16 protein-coding genes and 1 pseudogene are annotated in these 21,287 nt (G+C 33.2%); 15 read left to right on the top strand and 2 right to left on the bottom strand.

The genetic code is table 11. From position 1 onward, the window contains the following. The first annotated feature begins 53 nt into the window (after positions 1 to 53). The 8 genes from IGJ05_RS07460 to IGJ05_RS07425 all read left to right on the top strand — a co-directional run bounded on the left by IGJ05_RS07460 (position 54) and on the right by IGJ05_RS07425 (position 11,191). Complete coding sequence (locus IGJ05_RS07460) at positions 54 to 2,546, top strand: glycoside hydrolase family 2 TIM barrel-domain containing protein (RefSeq protein ID WP_266167371.1); 2,493 nt, start codon at positions 54 to 56, stop codon at positions 2,544 to 2,546. Positions 2,547 to 2,626: 80 nt separating this feature from the next. After that, positions 2,627 to 5,212, top strand: a complete 2,586-nt coding sequence (locus IGJ05_RS07455; protein ID WP_266167372.1) for a glycosyl hydrolase — start codon at positions 2,627 to 2,629, stop codon at positions 5,210 to 5,212. A 12-nt stretch (positions 5,213 to 5,224) separates the two neighbouring features. After that, positions 5,225 to 6,511, top strand: a complete 1,287-nt coding sequence (locus tag IGJ05_RS07450; RefSeq protein WP_266167374.1) for a PTS sugar transporter subunit IIC — start codon at positions 5,225 to 5,227, stop codon at positions 6,509 to 6,511. Further along, positions 6,501 to 7,970: a glycoside hydrolase family 1 protein gene (locus IGJ05_RS07445; protein WP_266167375.1), complete on the top strand. Its 1,470-nt coding sequence runs from the start codon at positions 6,501 to 6,503 to the stop codon at positions 7,968 to 7,970. The genes IGJ05_RS07450 and IGJ05_RS07445 overlap by 11 nt, the downstream gene beginning before the upstream one ends. A gap of 702 nt (positions 7,971 to 8,672) precedes the next feature. Then, positions 8,673 to 9,272 carry a tyrosine-type recombinase/integrase gene (locus IGJ05_RS07440; protein WP_266167376.1) on the top strand — a complete coding sequence of 200 codons (600 nt, stop codon included), beginning with the start codon at positions 8,673 to 8,675 and terminating at the stop codon, positions 9,270 to 9,272. A 48-nt stretch (positions 9,273 to 9,320) separates the two neighbouring features. Then, positions 9,321 to 10,016 carry a Fic family protein gene (locus tag IGJ05_RS07435; RefSeq protein WP_087627004.1) on the top strand — a complete coding sequence of 232 codons (696 nt, stop codon included), beginning with the start codon at positions 9,321 to 9,323 and terminating at the stop codon, positions 10,014 to 10,016. Positions 10,017 to 10,071: 55 nt separating this feature from the next. Further along, positions 10,072 to 10,449, top strand: a complete 378-nt coding sequence (locus IGJ05_RS07430; RefSeq protein ID WP_087627007.1) for a hypothetical protein — start codon at positions 10,072 to 10,074, stop codon at positions 10,447 to 10,449. Between the two features lie 490 nt (positions 10,450 to 10,939). Next, entirely contained in the window at positions 10,940 to 11,191 is a 252-nt protein-coding gene (locus IGJ05_RS07425; RefSeq protein WP_029485507.1) for a transposase, read from the top strand. Between the two features lie 161 nt (positions 11,192 to 11,352). Here the strand turns inward: IGJ05_RS07425 and IGJ05_RS07420 are convergent, their stop codons facing one another. Next, on the bottom strand, positions 11,353 to 12,033 hold the full coding sequence (locus IGJ05_RS07420) for an IS6 family transposase (protein WP_016628553.1): 681 nt from the start codon (positions 12,031 to 12,033) through the stop codon (positions 11,353 to 11,355). 73 nt (positions 12,034 to 12,106) lie between these two features. Here IGJ05_RS07420 and IGJ05_RS07415 point away from each other — a divergent pair. The 3 genes and pseudogenes from IGJ05_RS07415 to IGJ05_RS07405 form a co-directional block, all read left to right on the top strand. Continuing rightward, positions 12,107 to 12,547: pseudogene (locus tag IGJ05_RS07415) on the top strand (conjugal transfer protein TrbL family protein); the annotation flags it as partial. A 16-nt stretch (positions 12,548 to 12,563) separates the two neighbouring features. Beyond that, positions 12,564 to 13,532 (top strand): hypothetical protein, encoded by a 969-nt coding sequence (locus tag IGJ05_RS07410; protein WP_270273447.1) that lies wholly within the window; start codon positions 12,564 to 12,566, stop codon positions 13,530 to 13,532. Positions 13,533 to 13,560: 28 nt separating this feature from the next. Next, positions 13,561 to 13,914 (top strand): hypothetical protein, encoded by a 354-nt coding sequence (locus IGJ05_RS07405; protein ID WP_438725138.1) that lies wholly within the window; start codon positions 13,561 to 13,563, stop codon positions 13,912 to 13,914. A gap of 59 nt (positions 13,915 to 13,973) precedes the next feature. Here the strand turns inward: IGJ05_RS07405 and IGJ05_RS07400 are convergent, their stop codons facing one another. Then, the gene (locus IGJ05_RS07400) at positions 13,974 to 14,351 is read right to left on the bottom strand and encodes a hypothetical protein (RefSeq protein WP_002339800.1); all 378 of its coding nucleotides are present in this window, start codon (positions 14,349 to 14,351) and stop codon (positions 13,974 to 13,976) included. A gap of 242 nt (positions 14,352 to 14,593) precedes the next feature. Between IGJ05_RS07400 and IGJ05_RS07395 the strand changes: the two genes are divergently transcribed. The 4 genes from IGJ05_RS07395 to IGJ05_RS07380 all read left to right on the top strand — a co-directional run bounded on the left by IGJ05_RS07395 (position 14,594) and on the right by IGJ05_RS07380 (position 21,166). Beyond that, positions 14,594 to 14,839 carry a restriction endonuclease subunit S gene (locus IGJ05_RS07395; protein ID WP_087627009.1) on the top strand — a complete coding sequence of 82 codons (246 nt, stop codon included), beginning with the start codon at positions 14,594 to 14,596 and terminating at the stop codon, positions 14,837 to 14,839. A gap of 461 nt (positions 14,840 to 15,300) precedes the next feature. Next, positions 15,301 to 16,848 carry a type I restriction-modification system subunit M gene (locus IGJ05_RS07390; RefSeq protein WP_266167079.1) on the top strand — a complete coding sequence of 516 codons (1,548 nt, stop codon included), beginning with the start codon at positions 15,301 to 15,303 and terminating at the stop codon, positions 16,846 to 16,848. Beyond that, entirely contained in the window at positions 16,845 to 18,065 is a 1,221-nt protein-coding gene (locus tag IGJ05_RS07385; protein ID WP_266167080.1) for a restriction endonuclease subunit S, read from the top strand. Before IGJ05_RS07390 ends, IGJ05_RS07385 begins: the two co-directional genes overlap by 4 nt. 2 nt (positions 18,066 to 18,067) lie before the next feature. Beyond that, a complete protein-coding gene (locus tag IGJ05_RS07380; protein WP_266167081.1) occupies positions 18,068 to 21,166 on the top strand; it encodes an HsdR family type I site-specific deoxyribonuclease in 3,099 nt (1,032 codons plus the stop codon). Positions 21,167 to 21,287: the final 121 nt, after the last annotated feature.

Below are 21,287 nucleotides of genomic sequence, written 5' to 3'. Positions count from 1 at the left end.
TCACTTTCATTAGTAGTGTTTAGATTTCAGAAATGAGTAAAGTGAGGCATAATATGAAAAAAATAAGTTTTAACGATAAGTGGTTTGTTACTAAATCTGGAACTGAATCTGTAGTTGAATCGTTCTCAAATAACCAACAAGAAGGTAAGGTGGCAATTACGTTACCGCACGATGGAATGATATCTGAAGAGAGATGTAGGGATACAAAAAATGGGGGACAAACTGGTTATTATCCAGGAGGTACTTATTACTACAGTAAAAGCTTTTATGTTCCCTCAGATTGGAAACATAAAAAGGTAATGATTGAGTTTGAAGGGATTCAAGGTTTATCTAAAATAAACGTCAACGGTAATTTTGTAGCTAGTAGTTACAATGGCTATATTAATACTCTAATTGATTTAAATTCTTTCTTAGTTTTTGATGAAATAAACACTATTGAAGTAAGAGCTAATAATGAGATGGAGCAAAATAGTCGTTGGTATACTGGAAGTGGAATTTATAGAGATGTGAATCTTTACATTGGATCAACAACGAATATACCAGTTTATGGGGTAAAGATAAAGTCGTCAGTAACAGATGACAATTGTGGAGTAATCGATTTAGACTTAACTATTAATAATGAAGATTTCGATAAAAAGAAACTTGATTTATTTGTAGAAATATTTAATAAAGAAAAAGAAGTTGTTACTTGCCAAACATATCCGATAACTATCAATGGTCATAGCATGGAGAAAATCAATCAAAAACTATTTGTTGAAGACCCATTGTTATGGAGTTGTGAAACCCCTAATTTATATAGTCTTGCTGTAAGTATCAGTGAAGACAATCGAATATTAGATAAAACAACAACTAAATTCGGAATCAGAAATTTAACATTAGATCCGTTTAATGGATTGAAAATTAATGGTGAAGTTGTTAAATTACGTGGATCTTGTTTACATCATGATAATGGAATAATTGGCGCTGTTTCCTTAGAAAATGCCGAGCGCAGAAAATTAGAGCAACTTAAAAAAGCAGGATTTAATAGTATTAGAAGTTCTCACAATCCAATGAGTGAATTAGCTTTATCAATTTGTGATGAGCTAGGAATATTAGTTATGGATGAGTTAACTGATTCATGGAACCAAGGAAAAAATATCAATGATTATTCGAATTACTTCTGTGAATTTTGGGAAAATGATTTAAGAAAAATGGTTGATAAAGATTTTAATCATCCTTCTGTAATTCTTTATAGTACAGGTAATGAAATTAAAGAGGCAGGTTCCGCTATAGGAGCAAAAATGAATCGTGAAATTACTAACAAATTTCATGAATTAGACCCAACAAGATATGTCACAAATGGAATCAATGGGATATTAGCTACAGGGGAAAAATTCAATGAAATTATTATGGATATTATCAAAGATATGGACTCGGGAGAGGATCATAAAAATAATTCTGACACAAATGGGGAGGGAGGGAGTAACGCACTAAATAGTATGCAGGCTGTTTTAGTCGGCGATTTGGCCGATGCAATAGCTACTCACCCTATTATGGATGATATGCTATCTGAATTTGTTGATGCAATGGATATCGCAGGCTATAACTATTTAACAGGTAGACATGAAAGAGAACATGAGTTATATCCACATAGAATAGTACTTGGAACAGAAACCTTTCCAGGAGATATAGTTAATTTGTGGACCATTGTAAAAAATAACTCACACGTAATTGGTGATTTCACTTGGACTGGATATGATTATCTAGGAGAAGCCGGAGTCGGAGTATTTTATTACGATGGACATGCAAACTTTGATCCTCACTTTCCCGATCGAACAGCTTATATTGGTGATATTGATATTATAGGTAACAGAAGACCTATAAGTTACTATCGAGAGATAGTGTATGGACTAAGAAAAGAGCCATATATTGCTGTAGAACGGGTCAATAAATATGGGCAAGAGTTTAGTCATACTCCTTGGATGTGGAAAGATACTATTTCAAGCTGGACATGGACTGGCTATGAAGGAAAACCGGCTAATGTATTTGTCTTATCAGATGCAGATGAAGTGGAGCTGTTTTTAAATAACAAAAGTTTAGGAAGAAAACCTGTTGGGCTATTACACGATTATCAAGCAGAGTTTGAACTATTATACCAGCCCGGGGAATTAAAAGTTATCTCATATAGAGATGGAAAGGTTGCTGAGGAGACAGAGATAGAGACTGCAAATTCAAGTAAGATTTTACTGATTGAAGCAGATAAGAATGAGTTGAAAGCAAATGGACAAGATTTAATTTATGCGATGATTAAATTAACTGATGAAACAGGTAGAATTAACAAATGGGATACAGCTAATGTAAATATAGACATTGAGGGCCCTTGCTCCTTAGCAGGTTTCGGTAGTGCGAATCCTTCAAGTGAAGGTAATTATTTTGATAAGGAATGGGAAACTTATGATGGATGTGCATTGGTAGTAATCAGAAGTAGTTCAACTAGTGGGAATGGTAAACTTATAGTCGAAGCTGAAGGTTATGAAAGTTCAGAATTTATTTTTACAATCGTTTGAAATTGGAATTGATTGTACTGTTCCGATGGTAATTTAATGAAAGGAGATAAATTGAGAATAAGAGAAAGGAGATATGAAAGATGATAAAAAATTTTTGTGAAGTAAAAAATGAATGGCGTCCTTTAGTTCGTTATTGGATTCCACAAGCATTACCCAATGAAAATGATTTGAGAAAAGATATTCAAGATTTAAGTAAAAGAGGGTTTGGGGGGCTGGAGATTGTGCCTATGCACCATCTCCAAAACCAAACAGATCTTGATCCTAAGTATTGGTGGGGTAGTCAAAGATGGTTAAATAATCTTTCATACATTTTAGATGAGGCTCAAAATCAAAATATGACTGTTGATTTAGCAATCAGTTTACAGTGGCCTATCTCTTTACCCGGTGTAAAACATGCAGATGAAAAGACAACATTGTATGAATTATCTTATGGTTTTAAGATTATTGAGAATAGTAACGGATATATTAAATTACCACAACCGAGAGTTAAGCGTGACGAAGGAACAAAAAGATTGTTGGCATTATCAAGCTATGAATTTAATAAAGAAAATGAATTGATTTTTGATTCGTATGTTGACTTAAGTAATTTCATCGATGATGGTAATGTTTATTATGAATTTCCTAATGATAGTAAAAGAATTATCTTTGCATTTTGGGAACAGCCAGCTAATCAAAAAATCAATAATTATTTTTATGTTATTGATCATTACAGTAAGATAGCGACTGATGAATTAATAGCGAATTTTGAGCAAACTGTTCTACCAATACTAAAAAAATATCCCACTACTTTTAAAAGTATTTTTTGTGACTCGTTGGAATTTGATGTTGCACAAGACTGGTCAAGAAATTTTGATAAAGAGTTTTTAATCAGACGAAAATATGATTTGAAGAGATATTTACCAGCCATTGATGTATATCAAACATACCCTAAAAATGATTCTCCATCTTATAAGTTTGATAAATGTGAAATTAATAAGCAATTTAATGATGATTATTGTTTAACATTGAGCGAAATGTTTAATGAGAACCACTTAAGTATCTTAAAGAAAAAGTTAGAACATCATAATATTAGTCTACGTTATCAGGTGGCTTACAATAAACCTCTAGAAATAGAAACTGCTGCCGCAGAAGTTTCTATTCCAGAAAATGAAACATTAAATAGACAAAGTTTTGATAGCATGAAAACTATGGCAGGTGCAGTACATTTAACAGATAAAAAAATCTATTCTTACGAAACAAACGCCGAATTTGGTAACGCTTACGGACAGACCTATGAGGATATAAACTGGTGGATAAAACGTGGTTGGATATCTTCTGTAAATCAACAAGTTCTTCATGGAGCTGTTTACAATGGTACATTTGAAGGATATGTTTGGCCAGGATATGAGAGCATGGGCAAATATGTTTCTAATTACTGGAATAGGACATTTTCTGTTGCAGGCAGTAAATCAAGTTTAGATTACATCTCTAGAGTAAATCGAATTGCAAGACAATTAGTAAAAGTAGATTTAGCATTTTTAAAAAATTCTTTTATTAATGAAGGCAAAGGATCAGATGGTCATCATATAGTAAAAGACGATATGTTATTAATGAATAATGGATACACTTATGACATTGTAAGTAGTAACTTACTAAATAAAGTATCTATAACTGTTCAAAACGGCTTGCTGAATGATCAAAACGGTCCTGGATACAAAGCCATAATTACTGAAGATAGATATTTAAAGCAAAAAGATTTAGATATTTTATTTGAACTTGCTGAAAAAGGATTACCAATTTTTATCCTAATAACCAATAAAATAGAAAAAAAACAAAAAAATATTTATCCAAATATTCATTATGTTACTAATTATACTGAAATACTAACTATGATGGAAATGCTTAATATCGAGCCAAGTATAAGATTTGAGAAACCAGTTAATATCGCTGCATTACACACTAAAGACAAAAATTCAGACTATTATGTACTTTATAATTATAACCGAGTTCACATAAAAGAATCCGATGGAAAAATGAAGTATGACCCCGAAACATCATTTCCCAATATTAATAGAGAGAATTTAATTGATAGGGAAGTAACGGTTATTGTACCTGAAGAAAAATATGTCTATCAATTAAACCCAATAAATGGGGAAGTAAAGTTAATAAATATAGATGACAATAAAGTAACGTTTACTATCCCGAAAAATGATATTTTAATTTTGAGTTTCTCAAATATTTACGACTCTTCGTTACATCAAGAGGAGATTAATGAAAAGGCAGAACGCCAAATTATAGAAAAAAAGAAATTAAAAGAACATATTTATGAATTGAACATACTCTCTACAGCAAAATCTTTTTTTGATTATTCAATTAAACCAAAATTGTTGAGAGATAAAAAGTATGTACCGAAGAAAACTTATAATTTTGATTTCAAATGCAGTGAAGAGATTAAAGAGTTAGAAATAAAATTTTTATTTCAAGGCGATAATTGCGAAATAATAATCAATGAAGAAACATACTATCCATCCCCTTCTAATGAAATAAATTTAAGGGTTAAGAAGCAACATGTGAAAGAAACAAATATCGTAACAATAAATATATTTGATAATCTTAAAAATTTCTTTGATGAAAAAGAGAGTAACACAGGAATTGCATCAAATATTGAAATTATTAAGTACTATTGAGGAGGAAAAAAAGTGTTAGATAAATTTCAAGGAATCTTAGAAAAATATATTGGACCGGTGGCGACGGCCTTAAACCAGAGCAAATTAGTCCAGGCCTTAGCAGCAGGTATGATCATGTCAATGCCTATTACTTTAGGAACTTCAGTACTGGCTATTTTAGGTAATTTACCTATTCCGGTATGGATGGATCTATTAACGAATATTGGTATATCGCCAATAATTGAAGATGTTTTATCAGTCACTATGACGTTGCTTCCTATATACATTATCACTACAATTTCTTATAGTTACGGAAAACAATTAGAAGTTAACCCTGTAACGTCTGCACTTCTTAGTATGGCGGTATTATTAATTTTAGTGCCACTAAGGATTGGTACTGGTGATAATAAAATTTTAGCTTTATCTACGAACTACTTAGGAAGTAATGGTATTTTTATCGCAATGATGACAGCGTTAATTGTTCCTAGATTATATCAATTCCTATATAAAAAGAATATAAAAATTAAATTACCTGATACAGTTCCTCCCATGGTAACTGATTCGCTTTCACCAACATTTATTGCGATGATTATATTCTTTCTGGCATTTTTGATCAAGTATGGATTTAGTTTAACATCATTCGGAAATATATTTGACGCATTCAATCAGACAATTGGTTTAGTTATTAACTTATTTGGTACATCAACCATCTCAATGATTTTCCTATTTACAGTATGCAGCTTGTTCTGGTTCTTTGGTGTCCATCCTAGCCCGATATTAAGCTTATATACACCATTTATAATTGCTCCGTTGACACAAAATTTTGAGGCTTTTTTAGCAGGCCAGCCATTACCGCACCTTGAGTTAGTTATTGTATTTGCTGCTTTGTCCATGGGAGCAACAGGAAGTACATTAGGTTTAGCAATATCAAGTTTCTTTGCAAAATCTGAAAAATATAAAACAATGAGAAAACTTGTTGTAGTACCTAATTTTTTCAATATCAATGAGCCAATTATATTTGGTTTTCCAGTTATGTTAAACCCAATCTATTTTATTCCAATGATTTTAACGCCAATTCTATCTGGATTTGGAGCACTATTTTTAACAAAGATACTTCAACCTGATATTAATCCATCTATTTCGTTTCCGTGGATTATGCCACAAGTGATTTCTGCAATATTCCAAGGAGGGTTCAAATATTTTATTATTTTACTTTTAGTTATATTAGTTCAAGTGATTGTTTACTACCCATTCTTTAGATTGGATGATAAAAGAGCATTAGATGAAGAAAATAAAGGAGGACAATTGAATGAGGTTTAATAAAAATTTCTTATGGGGTGGAGCAACTGCTGCTAATCAATTAGAGGGGGCTTATCTAACTGATGGTAAAGGACTGAGTTCAGCTGATGTGATTACTTTAGGAGATAAAAAAACCCCTCGTTTAGTAACATACAAAGATAAAAATGGTGAAAATAAACAAATGCCTCTGATGCAAATGACAGGAGTACCTGAAGGATCTATTTTTGATACGCAGGAAAAATATAAATATCCAAGTCATGAAACAATTGATTTTTATCATAATTTTAAAGAAGATATCAAACTCCTCTCTGAGTCAGGTATTAACTCATTTAGAATGTCAATTGCATGGAGTAGGATTTATCCAAATGGATATGATGAATCTCCCAATGAAAAAGGCCTTGAGTTTTACGAGAAGGTTTTTAAAGAGTTAAAGAAATATAATATTGAACCAATTGTTACACTATCTCACTATGAAATACCACTAGCATTAGTTAATAGTTGGGGAAGTTGGAGAGATACTAGAACTATTGAGTGTTTTGTAAAATATGCTAGAACAGTTTTTGAAAGATATTCTCCGTATGTTAAATATTGGATAACATTTAACGAAATGAACTGTATCGAAGCTCTACCATGGTTAGCTGGTGGGATTGATACTACGGATAAAATAGTTACTGAGAAAGCTGGATTTAATCAGTTAATTGCAGCTGCAAAAGTTGTGAAGTTAGGAAAGGAAATTAATCCAAACTTTCAGTTTGGAGGAATGGTTACTTACCCGGCAATGTATCCTTATAGTAGTAACCCTGCTGATAACATTCTGACCTGGCAAGCATCTCAATTTATTAATTTTTATTTAGATGTTCAATGCAGAGGGTATTATCCAAGCTATAAACTTAAGGCTCTAGAACAAACAGGAATCTCTCTTGATTTAAATCCGCAGAATGAAAAAATATTAAGGGAGGGAACCGTTGATTTTGTTGCAATATCATACTATCAGTCACTAGTAATCGCATCTGATGAGAGTTTAGAAAAATCAGATGGGAATTTAACGACAGGGATCAAAAACCCTTATTTAAAGGAATCTGAATGGGGGTGGCAAATTGATCCGACAGGATTAAGGGTTGCGCTAGCTCAGATATATGATAGATTCCAAATGCCGATCATGATTGTGGAGAATGGCTTAGGAGCAGAAGATAAAGTTGATGAATACAATGAAATAAATGATGATTATCGAATTAGTTATCTAAAAGAACATATCCATGCACTTAATCAATCCATCAATGAAGATGGTGTAGATGTTATTGGATATACTCCGTGGGGAATTATAGACGTTGTATGTGTATCAACTGGAGAAATAGCTAAACGATATGGAATCGTGTATGTTGATATAGATGATTTAGGAAACGGATCAGGAAAACGAATAAAGAAAAAATCATTCGAATGGTACAGAAAAGTAATTGAATCAAATGGAGAAGAACTTTAACTTAGATATAATTAAACAAAATTGCCGAAAGATAACATCTTTTGGCAATTTTTTTGTAAAAATAATTTTTATAGTAAGCCTGAACTTTGTTTCTTTTAAAATGTAAAGTAAGTATATTGGTTATTTTGTTTACAAAACATCAATTCGATAGATTTCAGTATAAAAAGTGGACTTATGTTCTATTATGGTTTAAGACCAGCATAATATTATTTCAAAAATATTGAAAATAGTAACCATTCAGTATTATTTATTGTTTAAATTTATAATTACAAAATATCGCTGAAAACTCTTGAAAAAGTCAGGAATTTTCTTTTTTTAATTATATCTTTTGGGTTATATATTATTTTTTGAGGAATATTTTCAGAAGATAATCTTTTTTCATAGTTGCAGTTGTTTGTACGCAAATAATATTTAGTTCATTTTAAATAAGTCCTTATCTTCTGCGAAAAGAAAAATTAACTATCGAATTCTTTATAAGTTTTTGTATTCATTGTGTACTAACTGTTTGGAGAAAAATTCAAAAAATTATTCCAAAACGAAAGAGACACAATCGGATTCTGTCACATTCGTGAAAATCGCTCCATCCTTAGAAGCTCTAAGAGAAAATCACTTTTCTTTTAGGGCCTTTTTTCTATAGCATGTTTAAATGAGACTTATTATCTGTTATAATCATATTAAGTAACATTTGAGAGGGGGCTAAAAATGAAGAGCGTGGAACCGATTCGCGACAAAAAAAAGATCGATGCCATGAAGGCAATTTTGGCTTCCGGAAAATATGGGCAACGAAATTTGGTGCTTTTTTCGATTGGGATCAATACGGCGTATCGAATCTCTGATTTAAGACAGTTGAAATTAAGTGATGTATTAGAAATTTCCCGTGGTCGGGTAATTGTCAAAGAACGTCTGGCCATGAAGGAACAAAAAACAGCTAAACACAATTCGGTCTTCATTTCGAACAAATTACGAAAAGTGATTCTTGATTATGTTCAATCAGAATTTCCTGAGCAGTTACAAGCACAAGACTTCAGCAATTATTTGTTTCCAAGTCGAAAGGGAGCAGATACACCTTTGACCCGACAAAGTCTTTGGCGGATCATTCATGAAGCAGGAACGGCGGTTGGGTTGAAAGAAATTGGCCCCCATTCGATGCGCAAGACCTTCGGCTATTTTTTGTACAAGCAAGGGACCAAAACAGAAATCATTCAGCCGCTGCTCAACCATTCTTCACAACGGGAGACCTTACGCTATATTGGGATCACCCAGGAAGACAAAGATACTGCCGTAAAGAGTTTGGATCTATGACAGAATAACACCCTATATAATAGAAGGAAAAATTCAAGAGGTGAGAAGATGAACGAAGAAAAGTGGCATAAATTTCCCGATAAATATCACTTATCTCGCAAAGAGTCCGTGTATTTATTGAAGAAAAACATTGTGGAACTGGTGTATAATGCGGGGAAATTTGAAGGACTAAATACAACACTATTACAAACAGAAGAGATTATTAAGTATAATCGGGCTAACAACGTGGCTGTAGATGATGTCCTGACCGTCGTTAACTTAAAAAGAGGCTTTGAAATGCTTTTAAATGACATACAGGAGCCCCTGTTAGAGACAAGTAAGCGGATTAATCGGATCGTTGCAGCGGAAGATGCGCTTTTTCCTGGTGAAATACGAACCGGTGGAGTAGAAGTATCGACCATTCAAGGAAGGTATGTTCCTCCAATGTTAACTGAAGATGAGGTAAAGAATCAATATGACAAGATAATGAATCAAGAGATATCAGAGACAGAAAAGGCATTGCGACTGTTTCTATTCATTTCGAAAAATCAAATATTTTGGGACGGTAATAAGAGAACTGCGTTATTAACTGCTAATCAGATTATGTTTAGCCAAGGTTTGGGATTGTTGTCCATTCCTGAAACTGTATTTGCAAAATTTAATGAACTTCTATCTATGTATTATAATAGCAACCAATCTAGTGATGAATTAAAAATTTTATCATTTATACATGAAGAATGTATTTATGGTATTCGTTATTTATAGTAAACAATAGAACAGTTACTGAATTACAATAAGCCAATAAAAAGGAGAGTATGTAATGTCATTAATGTCAATAAATTATTTTGGATATGCTGTATATAATGTAACTGTGGAAGAATCAATAGTAAACTTGTTACGATTTGAGATATCAAAAATGGATGAGAATGCCACTACTACAATTAATATAGATCCTAAATATAATAATTTAATATCGTTTGAAGTAACTGTTGAATCTAGAAACCCTGAGGATGAATATGATAAAATCGTTGATATTATATCTGAAACCAATGCTATCATTATACATTTAGGTAGTGTAGAAGAAAGTTATTCTACTGGTGAACGATGTTACATGGGAATTCAGACTCTGACACCAGCTAATGATTTGAATGATTATATCGTAACTTGCATTGACGACTTTTTTTCTGAATACCAGTAAATTAAAGAAACGAATTTCATGTTATAGCATAACGTTTAAAATGGGTAAAAAAATTAGGCACTAATTTGTATGAACTAAGAATTATTTGAAAAGCAACAATGCCAGGTATGCTGATTTTCTCTCTTTGGATCAATCAATCATACAAGATCAACCTAGAAAACGTTATGTAGACGTTAGTAAGGTTCAAGAACATTATGTAATCGTTCCTCGACAAAACAAGTCGTAAGCATTGCAGCGTTTGAAAAATTAGGTGATATACAAAGTAAAGCTTATTATTCATTTAATTGAGAATGTGCCATCAGACGTTGAGAAACTGAATTTTAAAACGTACCAAGCAAATAGAAAAAAGAAGACGAAAAGAATACAGTAGCGATTTGTCCTAAATCTGGCGGAAATATTATCCTTTAAAAGCTTTTATGGCTGGTGCTAGTATGATTTAGTGGACACATTTTTGGAGAGTATTATAATACTTTCGAAAGGGTGTTCAGATATGGCAAAAAAATACAGTCAAGAAAAGAAAGAGTTAATACTTCAGCTTGTGGCAACTGGTAAATCAGTTGCCGAAATTTCCCGTGAATATGGCATTGCAGAACAAACAATTTATAAATGGAAGAAAAACAATAGTCCAATCTCAGGCAGTTCGACAACCCCAGCTCAAATCAAACAGATGGAAAAAGAAATGATCCGTCTGCGTCAGGAGAACGAAATTCTAAAAAAAGCAATGGCTATATTCACGAAGTAAACTTACACAATAAGATTCTCTTTATCAAAAATCTAAGAAACAGCTATCCCATCCGAATGCTTCTGCGTGTAATGCAAGTGGCACCAAGCAGCTACTATAAAGAATTAGGTTCTGTTGCAAAGTTTTAAAATAAACAACCAGCATTCCGTTTTGACTGCTTTTTAAGCTGGGATACCCAATAAGACCTTGATTTCAGTGCAAACCGAAAAGCCGAAGAGTGTGCCCTCTTTTCGGCTTTTCTTGTATATTCCGCGAATCGTTTCCATGCCTTTAATCGTTGTTGAGGCAGTGCGTAAGCTTCGATAAAATTTATTCCGACGTTTGATTGGTCGATGATCTTGCTCAATCAAGTTATTGAGATACTTAACTGTTCTGTGTTCTGTCTTCGTATACAGACCAGCTTTTTGTAATTTTTTAAACGCACTGCCAATAGATGGTGCCTTGTCTGTGACTAGAACCTTTGGTTCGCCAAACTGCTTTCTAAGACGTTTTAAAAATGCGTAGGCTGCTTGTGTGTCGCGTTTTTTACGTAGCCAAATGTCCAGCGTTAAACCGTCTGCATCGATCGCGCGATACAAATAGTGCCAGGTCCCTTTGATTTTGATATAAGTTTCATCCATTTTCCACGAATAAAAAGACTGTCTATTTTTCTTTTTCCAAATTTGATATAGGGCTTTGCCGTATTCTTGTACCCAACGGTAAATCGTTGTATGACACACATGAATGCCACGATCATAAAGTATTTCTTGAACGTCTCGATAGCTGAGGTTATAACGAAGATAATAGCCAACGGCGACAATAATCACGTCTTTTTGAAATTGTTTCCCTTTGAAATGCTTCATCTTCGTTCCTCCAAGCTATCTTTTCTATAATTTTAACTTAAAATAGATTCTTTTGAAAACTTTGCAACAGAACCGTAATTTCTTAGTATCAAATTTCTTTAATGGTGGCGTTAGCGCCGTTGTTCTCTTTGTTTTCGTGATATTCTTTGCCTTTTCCATTGCCAAGTATTTTGTGGCGATTTGTGTTTTTTATGCTGATTTCTTGGTACTGACTATGTTAACACCATTAGTTGCCTTATCGCTTTTAACAGGCGAACAAAATTACTTTCAAATATGGATCAAAGAACTGTTATCCGAAGCACTCACAATGCTTATTAAGCTTATTTTGTACTTACTCATGATTACACTCATGATTGCTGAAAAATACACGTTACCAAACTTTATGTTAATGGTTGGTTGTGGCTTGTTGATTATCAAAACACCGTCTGCCCTACAAAATATGTGGTATTCAACCAAAGTGTCAAAAGGTGGCGGACTTGGAAACTTAGCAATGATGGCTATGTTTAGAAAATAAGAGAGGGGGATAACGATTGTCTTATTATTTTGAAATACGAATTATTCTTCCCGAAGAAGAAAAACAATTTTTGAATCGAAAATTAAGTAAGAGCGAATTATCCGAAGTCACACACTATTTACAACAAAAGACAAGTCGAGGAATTCCAGTTAAATTTCGTGTAGGTATTTTTAGAGTAGAAGATCAAACAAAAATTATGTCTGTTACGCTGAATACAAAAAATACCAAAGAAACGGACGTAATTAACTTGTTATTAAATCGAGTAATAGATCAACACGTTTTAGTTTACTTGAATGAACCAACAGAACCAACGCTTAATACGCAAGAATTAAATCGTCAGGAGTTAAAAACGAGTAATGAAAGCCAAGAAATACCGCAGACAGAAATTCCAACTGAAACAGTAAATGAACCTAGTGTTATTAAGGAAATATCGAAAAAGAACCAAGCAAAACAAACGAATAGTAGAAAAGAATCACTATCAGAATCCATAACCAAGAAAAATGTTCCCAAAATTCATTTGTTCATATCTATTTTGACTCTTTTTATTGTATTATTGATAGGAATAAGTGTTATTCAACAAGTACAACTTCAATCAGTCAAAAAAGAGAGCGAATTATTGAAAGAACAAATTGAACGTGTCAAAGAAACGGATATTTCTCAATCCAAAATAGATACTTTTGGAAGATACTTTTTGACTTACTATTTTTCACAGGAAAAAAATCAAGAAAATTATCAGTCAAGTTTAAGAACATATGTATCCGAAAAGGTAGATATATCCGATTGGAAAGCGTTAGGGAAAACGCTTAAGAGTGTCAATTACTATGGTAGTGAACAAACAAAAAAAGGGTATAGAGTTGAATACCTTCTAAATGTTTCAGTAGACAATCGTAGTAAAATGCAAAAAATCACTTTTGAGGTTGAACCAACTAAAAACGGCTTTCTTGTGACAACTCAACCAAAACTTACAGACTTCTCTTTTAACTGAAATACGCTAAAAAGAGAGTGCTTAAACAATGGGAAAAATTAATTTAAATCAAATTTACACAGCAAAAGAAATGAGTGAAAGGATAGGTAAGAATAGAAATTACCTATCCCAAGCTTACTGTAACAACAAACATGAAATACTTAAAAATTTTAATTATCGAAAAATTGGTGGAACAATTATTTTCTCTGATAATCCCAATAATGATTTATCGCAATTGATTACAGCAAAAGAAGCAAGCCAGTTGTTAGGAAAGAATGATGAATACTTTGCCCACATTTATAAACGGTTTCCTCATAGACTAGAGGGAATCGATCACATTTATACAGGTAAAACATTATTCTTAACGAAAGAATCGCTAGAAATATTTCAAGCTAGAAAATGAACAAAGAAATGCACGGTAGGTATCCCACCATGCAATTCTTTGTTAGATTTAGCTGGGACTTAAAAACCTCTACCACCGCCACCCATTATTGCTCCGTCTTTGGTTACATGTACGGTTGATTTATGTTTAGGATTTTTAGAAAGATAATTCTGTGCAGCCCTCATACCTCTAGCTATCCATTCTGCTGAAGGTTGTCCTGTAGCATATATAATGACACCGTCAACGATATATCCGGCTAGTATTCCGCCAACAAAGATAGCTATACCACCAATAATAGAACGTGGTTGTATATCTGTATCATTGTCAGGATTTCCTAATAAGGTTACAGAATCAGACAATAGACTTGGAGAGATAGCTGTGTTACTTTCGGTTTCTGGAATTGTAGAAGTCTCACTAGCAAACGCAGGACACGGGGAAATAGCATAGATACTTAACAACTACACAACGGATAGTGATAGAATCGATTTTTTCATTCTAAAATCCTCCTATAAAAAAATTTTTTTTGAAAACTTAAATAATAACCAGCTAATAATAATACCTACAATAATACCTAAGATAAAAAGGAGTATATATTTTTTATTCAAAAATATCACCACCCACAATATGAATTATTTATTTCCGTCCAAATAAAGGTTACAATCCATACTTTATTAAATCCTTTTTAGAATCGCCTATTGGAATGGCGCTACTCACAATTAACCAAACAGGTTCTATTATTTCATCTCTAAATATCCGAGATATTGAAGATATAGAAATTCCTGGTCTGTCAATAGCAGAACAAGAAAGAATAGGAACGGAAGTCAAAGAAGCTGACTTACAGGTGCAGGAAAAAATAGAAAATGCAAAGAAAGAGTATTTAGAAAAATACCAAGATATCTATATAAAAATGGGACTAAACCAATCGTTTAATCAAGTGGGAAATTAAACTTTGTAGATAAAAAGTAAAAATATAAAAAGAGTAATAAAACCATGTTAAAACAAATTCACTAGAAGGTTGTGTTGCAAGATATCTAGCTTTTAATGAAGAAATATCATTAATAGATGTATATGATTTTGCAAAAAAATACCTGGAGTAAAACATTCTAAATGAGTTAAATTTGCGAAAAAAATATAATCAGGTTTTTTATTCAGTAGATAAAACGACTGAAGAGTACAGTAAGATGCTAGAAAAAAAGCTAATACTATTTATGACTTTGAACGTGTAGATCCTGGATATATATCAGAAAGAATTTAGAAAAAAACCCGACTTATATCTGTATAAAAAAGAAGAATTATATAATGTAATAGATTTTTCTTATGTAAGATATTGTCTAGATGGAATTAGATAGAAAATAAAAAAATTGCTCGGAATTTCGAGTGACTATTATCATAATTGGAGGTATTCAAATGTCAGGTGCAACACAACGAGCTAAACTACAATCACAAATATGGAAAATAGCTAATGATGTTCGAGGATCAGTAGATGGCTGGGATTTTAAGCAATATGTTTTAGGAACACTTTTTTATCGTTTTATTAGTGAAAATTTTTCTTCATATATCGAGGGTGGTGACGATAGCGTCAATTATGCAGAACTTAGTGATGACGTTATAACCAATGAAATCAAAGAAGATGCCATAAAAACAAAAGGGTATTTCATATATCCTAGTCAGATGTTCTCTAGGATCGCTAAAACGGCTAATACAAATGAAAGTTTGAATACAGATTTAGCTGCAATATTTTCTGCTATTGAAAGCTCAGCTAACGGTTATCCGTCAGAATTAGATATTAAAGGATTATTCGCTGATTTTGACACGACAAGTAGTCGATTAGGAAATACGGTAAAAGATAAAAATAGTCGTTTAGCTGCGGTTATTAAAGGAGTTGAAGGGCTTGATTTTGGTGAGTTCGAAGAAAATCAAATCGATCTCTTTGGTGATGCTTATGAGTTTCTAATCTCTAATTACGCTGCCAATGCAGGTAAATCTGGAGGGGAGTTTTTCACGCCACAGAGTGTTTCTAGTCTGATTGCACAATTAGCGATTCACAAGCAAACAACGATTAACAAAATTTATGATCCTGCAGCAGGTTCAGGTTCTCTACTTTTACAAGCAAAAAAACAGTTTGATGCGCACATCATTGAAGATGGTTTTTATGGGCAAGAGATTAACCCTACAACGTATAACCTTGCGCGTATGAATATGTTTTTACACAATATAAATTACGATAAGTTCCATATTGCTTTAGGAAATACCCTTTTAGACCCTCACTATGGTGAGGATAAACCGTTTGATGCCATTGTGTCTAACCCACCGTATTCCGTCAAATGGATTGGAAGTGAGGATCCAACACTCATTAATGATGAGCGTTTTGCTCCTGCAGGTGTATTAGCACCTAAATCTAAAGCAGACTTTGCCTTTGTCCTTCATGCGCTTAGCTATCTATCAAGTAAAGGGAGAGCCGCTATCGTTTGTTTCCCTGGCATTTTCTATCGTGGTGGTGCAGAGCAGAAAATAAGAAAATATTTGATTGACAATAACTTTGTCGAAACAATCATATCATTAGCACCTAACCTATTTTATGGGACTTCAATAGCTGTTAATATATTGGTTCTTTCTAAGCATAAAAGTGATAATAAAACACAGTTTATAGATGCAAGTGGTATAGAGTTTTATAAAAAGGAAACAAATAATAACATACTAACGGATGAACATATTGCAAAGATTATGAGTATGTTTGATAGCAAAGAAGATATCGACCATGTCGCAAAATCAGTTGATTATGATGCAATCGTTGAAAATGATTACAACCTTTCTGTGAGTTCTTATGTAGAAGCGAAAGATACAAGAGAAATTATTGATATCAATGAACTAAATGCAGAAATAAAAAAGACTGTATCTAAAATTGATAAGCTTCGTACAGAAATTGATGAGATTATTGAGGTGATTGAATCATGATGAAGCTTAACTTTATAGATGAACTTCTTGATGGCGTTGAAATTGTGTGGAAGAGATTGGGGGAGGTTACGACCATTAAAACTGGACAATCTGTAAGCAAACAGCTGATTTCAACCAATCCTGGTAAATATCCTGTAATTAACAGTGGGCGTGAACCTCTTGGTTTTATTAACAAGTGGAATACTGATAATGATCCAATTGGTATAACAACACGGGGAGCAGGGGTTGGGTCAATTACTTGGGTAGAAGGTAAGTATTTCCGTGGTAACCTGAATTACTCAGTTACGATTAATAGTAATCAAAAAATTAACGTCAGGTATCTATACCACTTATTGCTCGAAATGCAGGCAGACATAAAGGCGTTATGTACATTTGTAGGAATTCCGGCTTTAAATGCAGGTAATTTAAAAGAACTTAAAATCCCAATACCCTGCCCAGAGAATCCAGAAAAATCTCTTGAAATCCAAGAAGAAATCGTCCGTATTTTGGACACTTTCACAGAGCTCACCGCAGAGCTCACCGCAGAGCTCACCGCAGAGCTTACCGCTCGTAAAAAGCAATATACTTATTACCGTGATCAGTTGTTGACGTTTGAAGAGGGTGAAGTTGAGTGGAAAGCATTGGGTGAAATTTTTGACTTCAAAAATGGTATTAACAAGGGTAAAGAGTTTTTTGGTAGTGGTGATAACATTATCAATTACACAGATGTTTTTAAGAATAATAAACTATTTGAAAACTCTATTGTAGGTAAAGTACAAACGACATCTTCTGATATTGAGAGATTTAGTTGTAGAAGAGGAGACGTATTCTTCACTAGAACATCAGAAACTAAAGATGAAATTGGATATGCTTCAGTTTTATTGACGGATATTTCTATTTGTGTTTTTAGCGGTTTTCTTATTCGGGCGCGGCCGAAGACAAATCTTTTGCTTCCAGAGTATTGTGCTTACTGTTTTAGATCTCACGAAGTAAGAAAAGAGATTATTAATTCCAGTAATATGACAACAAGGGTAACTACAACAGGAACAATACTATCGAAGATTAAAATTCCTATACCTAGTCTTGAAGAGCAAGCCCGAATTGTCTCTATCCTCGATAAATTTGAAGCACTAACATCTTCGATTACTGAGGGGCTACCTCGTGAAATAGAGTTGCGTCAAAAACAATATGAGTATTACCGTAATATGCTTCTTAGTTTTCCAAAAGAGGTGGTATAAAAATGGCTGATTTCAAACCTATCGCAGAATCAAATAACTTTATCGTACTAGATAAATATACGAAGATAGATTCACAAGTAACAAATTATCAAACGGAAGCCGATTTAGAACGAGAACTGATACAAGATTTGGTCAATCAAGGATATGAGCATCTTACCAGCGTAACTACTCCTGAAAAAATGCTTGCTAACGTCCGTGTGCAACTGCAAAACCTTAATAATGTAGAATTTACAGAAGCAGAATGGGTTAGATTTTGTGTGCAATTTTTAGATAATCCAAGTGACAACACTATCGATAAGACTCGAAAAATTCATACAGATTATATTTATGATTTTGTCTTTGATGATGGGCATATTCAAAATATTTATCTCGTAGATAAAAAAAATATCGCAAAAAATAAGGTGCAAGTGATTTCACAATTCGAACTAAAAGGGACTCAAGCTAACCGATACGATGTGACTATTTTGGTTAATGGGCTACCTCTGGTTCAAATAGAATTAAAGAAACGTGGAATCGCCATTCGAGAGGCATTTAATCAGGTTCATAGATATAGCAAGGAGAGCTTTAATTCAGAAAACTCTCTATTTAAGTATTTGCAGATTTTCGTTATATCTAATGGGACTGATAGCCGTTATTTTGCGAATACAACTAAACGAGATAAGAACAGTTTTGATTTTACTATGAACTGGGCGAAATCAGATAATACCCTGATTAAAGACCTTAAGGATTTCACAGCAACTTTTTTTCAGAAAAACACATTATTGAATGTATTATTTCACTATTCAGTTTTTGATTCTAGCGATACGTTACTTGTTATGCGACCTTATCAAATAGCTGCAACTGAAAGAATCTTATGGAAAATAAAAAGCTCATACCATGCTAAAAAATGGAACTCCAGTGAAAGTGGTGGATTTATTTGGCATACAACAGGTTCAGGCAAAACACTAACCAGTTTTAAAGCAGCTCGTTTAGCTACCGAGTTGGATTTTATCGATAAAGTATTTTTTGTGGTCGATAGAAAAGATTTAGACTATCAAACGATGAAAGAATATCAACGATTCTCTCCTGACAGTGTAAATGGATCAGAAAATACTGCGGGATTGAAGCGTAATATAGACAAAGATGATAATAAAATTATTGTCACTACGATTCAAAAGCTGAATAACCTGATTAAAGGCGAATCCGATTTACCTATATACAATAAGCAAGTAGTATTCATTTTTGACGAGGCTCACCGCTCACAGTTCGGTGCAGCGCAAAAGAATATTACGAAAAAGTTTAAACAATATTATCAATTTGGTTTTACTGGTACACCTATATTTCCTGAAAATGCTTTAGGTTCTGATACAACGGCAACAGTATTTGGACAAGAATTACATGCTTATGTTATTACAGATGCCATTAGAGACGAAAAAGTCTTAAAATTTAAAGTAGATTATAATGATGTGCGTCCTAAATTTAAGTCTATTGAGATGGAACAAGATGAGAAAAAACTATCGGCAGCCGAGACTAAGGAAGCATTATTACATCCTGAAAGAATCAAAGAGATATCACAGTATATCCTGAATAATTTTAGACTTAAAACGCATCGGTCTCACGCTAATAGAAAAGGATTTAATGCAATGTTTGCTGTAAGTAGTGTTGATGCAGCTAAGCTTTACTATGAATCTTTAACTACGTTACAAAAAGATAGTGAAAGACCCTTAAAAATTGCGACAATATTTTCTTTTGCCGCTAACGAAGAACAAAGTGCGATAGGAGAAATCCTTGATGAGACATTTGAGCCGTCTGCTATGGATAGTAGTGCAAAAGAATTTCTATCTCAAGCAATAAAGGATTACAACGATTTATTCAAAACCAACTTTGGGGTAGATAGTAATGGTTTTCAGAATTATTATCGTGATCTTGCTAGTCGAGTAAGAAAACAAGAGATTGATCTTCTAATTGTAGTTGGAATGTTTTTAACTGGGTTTGATGCACCAACACTGAATACTTTGTTTGTCGATAAGAATCTGCGTTTTCACGGCTTAATGCAAGCTTTTTCAAGAACCAATCGTATTTATGATGCGACTAAAACATTTGGAAATATTGTTACTTTCAGAGATCTAGAACAATCAACGATTGATGCAATCACTCTTTTTGGTGATAAAAATACTAAGAATGTAGTGCTTGAAAAAAGCTATAAAGAATACATGGAAGGTTTCACTGATATTTCTACTGGTGAAGCCCGTCGTGGATATGTAGATGTAGTGAAGGAATTAGAATCTCGTTTCTCAAACATTGATGAGATTGTCACTGAAAAAGATAAAAAAGATTTTGCTAGGCTCTTTGGTGAATATCTACGGGTTGACAACATCTTACAAAACTATGATGAGTTTTCTAGTCTAAAAGCTTTGCAATTGGTAGATATAAATGATCCTGAGGCGGTGGAGGAATTTAAATCTGCTCATTGTCTAAGTGATGAAGATATCAGTGTTATGAGGGAGATTAAGATGCCTGAAGAAAGAGTTATTCAAGACTATCGGTCTACTTATAACGATATTCGTGATTGGCTTCGACGTGAAAAAGCAGGTAAAGAAAAAGCAGATTCCACGATTGATTGGGATGATGTTGTCTTTGAGGTAGATTTATTAAAGTCACAAGAAATCAACCTAGATTATATCCTCGAATTGATTTTTGAGAAAAACAAGAAGTCAAAAGACAAAGCATCATTAGTTGAAGAGGTACGTCGATTAATTAGATCCAGTGTGGGAAACCGCGCAAAAGAAAGCTTAGTAGTTGATTTTATCAATCAAACAAATTTAGATGAGATTCATGATAAAGCGAGCATTATTGATGCGTTCTTCTCATTTGCGCAAGCAGAACAAAAACGTGAAGCAGAGGAACTGATTAATACCGAAGAACTTAATGAAGAGGCTGCAAAGAGATACATACTTGCCTCATTAAAAAGAGAATATGCTAGCGAGAATGGAACCGAACTGAATGAAATTCTGCCTAAGATGAGCCCTCTGAATCCTAAATACTTAACGAAAAAACAAACTGTCTTTCAGAAGATTGCGACCTTTGTAGAGAAGTTTAAAGGCATAGGAGGAAAATTTTAATAAAGATTTTACTGAAATTAAAAAGCATTAAGTCAGTTACATTAATTTTATTTAATGTCTACTGAATAATTTACAAACCTTATCGTAACAGTGTTTTTAGCTGTTTTTTGGTATAATAGAT

The sequence above is a fragment of the Enterococcus sp. AZ167 genome, from assembly GCF_051714025.1.
GTDB lineage: Bacteria > Bacillota > Bacilli > Lactobacillales > Enterococcaceae > Enterococcus_D > Enterococcus_D casseliflavus.
Note: the sequence above shows the minus strand (reverse complement) of the source record. Positions and strands in the feature narration are given on the sequence as shown.

What these genes read in the sequence shown, in the direction of transcription:
- IGJ05_RS07395 (WP_087627009.1), top strand. Translation starts at nt 14,594, where the DNA reads ATGGCGCTACTCACAATTAACCAAACAGGTTCTATTATTTCATCTCTA.
- IGJ05_RS07420 (WP_016628553.1), bottom strand. Translation starts at nt 12,033, where the DNA reads ATGAAGCATTTCAAAGGGAAACAATTTCAAAAAGACGTGATTATTGTC.
- IGJ05_RS07385 (WP_266167080.1), top strand. Translation starts at nt 16,845, where the DNA reads ATGATGAAGCTTAACTTTATAGATGAACTTCTTGATGGCGTTGAAATT.
- IGJ05_RS07455 (WP_266167372.1), top strand. Translation starts at nt 2,627, where the DNA reads ATGATAAAAAATTTTTGTGAAGTAAAAAATGAATGGCGTCCTTTAGTT.
- IGJ05_RS07390 (WP_266167079.1), top strand. Translation starts at nt 15,301, where the DNA reads ATGTCAGGTGCAACACAACGAGCTAAACTACAATCACAAATATGGAAA.
- IGJ05_RS07405 (WP_438725138.1), top strand. Translation starts at nt 13,561, where the DNA reads ATGGGAAAAATTAATTTAAATCAAATTTACACAGCAAAAGAAATGAGT.
- IGJ05_RS07380 (WP_266167081.1), top strand. Translation starts at nt 18,068, where the DNA reads ATGGCTGATTTCAAACCTATCGCAGAATCAAATAACTTTATCGTACTA.
- IGJ05_RS07445 (WP_266167375.1), top strand. Translation starts at nt 6,501, where the DNA reads ATGAGGTTTAATAAAAATTTCTTATGGGGTGGAGCAACTGCTGCTAAT.
- IGJ05_RS07460 (WP_266167371.1), top strand. Translation starts at nt 54, where the DNA reads ATGAAAAAAATAAGTTTTAACGATAAGTGGTTTGTTACTAAATCTGGA.
- IGJ05_RS07440 (WP_266167376.1), top strand. Translation starts at nt 8,673, where the DNA reads ATGAAGAGCGTGGAACCGATTCGCGACAAAAAAAAGATCGATGCCATG.
- IGJ05_RS07430 (WP_087627007.1), top strand. Translation starts at nt 10,072, where the DNA reads ATGTCATTAATGTCAATAAATTATTTTGGATATGCTGTATATAATGTA.
- IGJ05_RS07425 (WP_029485507.1), top strand. Translation starts at nt 10,940, where the DNA reads ATGGCAAAAAAATACAGTCAAGAAAAGAAAGAGTTAATACTTCAGCTT.
- IGJ05_RS07435 (WP_087627004.1), top strand. Translation starts at nt 9,321, where the DNA reads ATGAACGAAGAAAAGTGGCATAAATTTCCCGATAAATATCACTTATCT.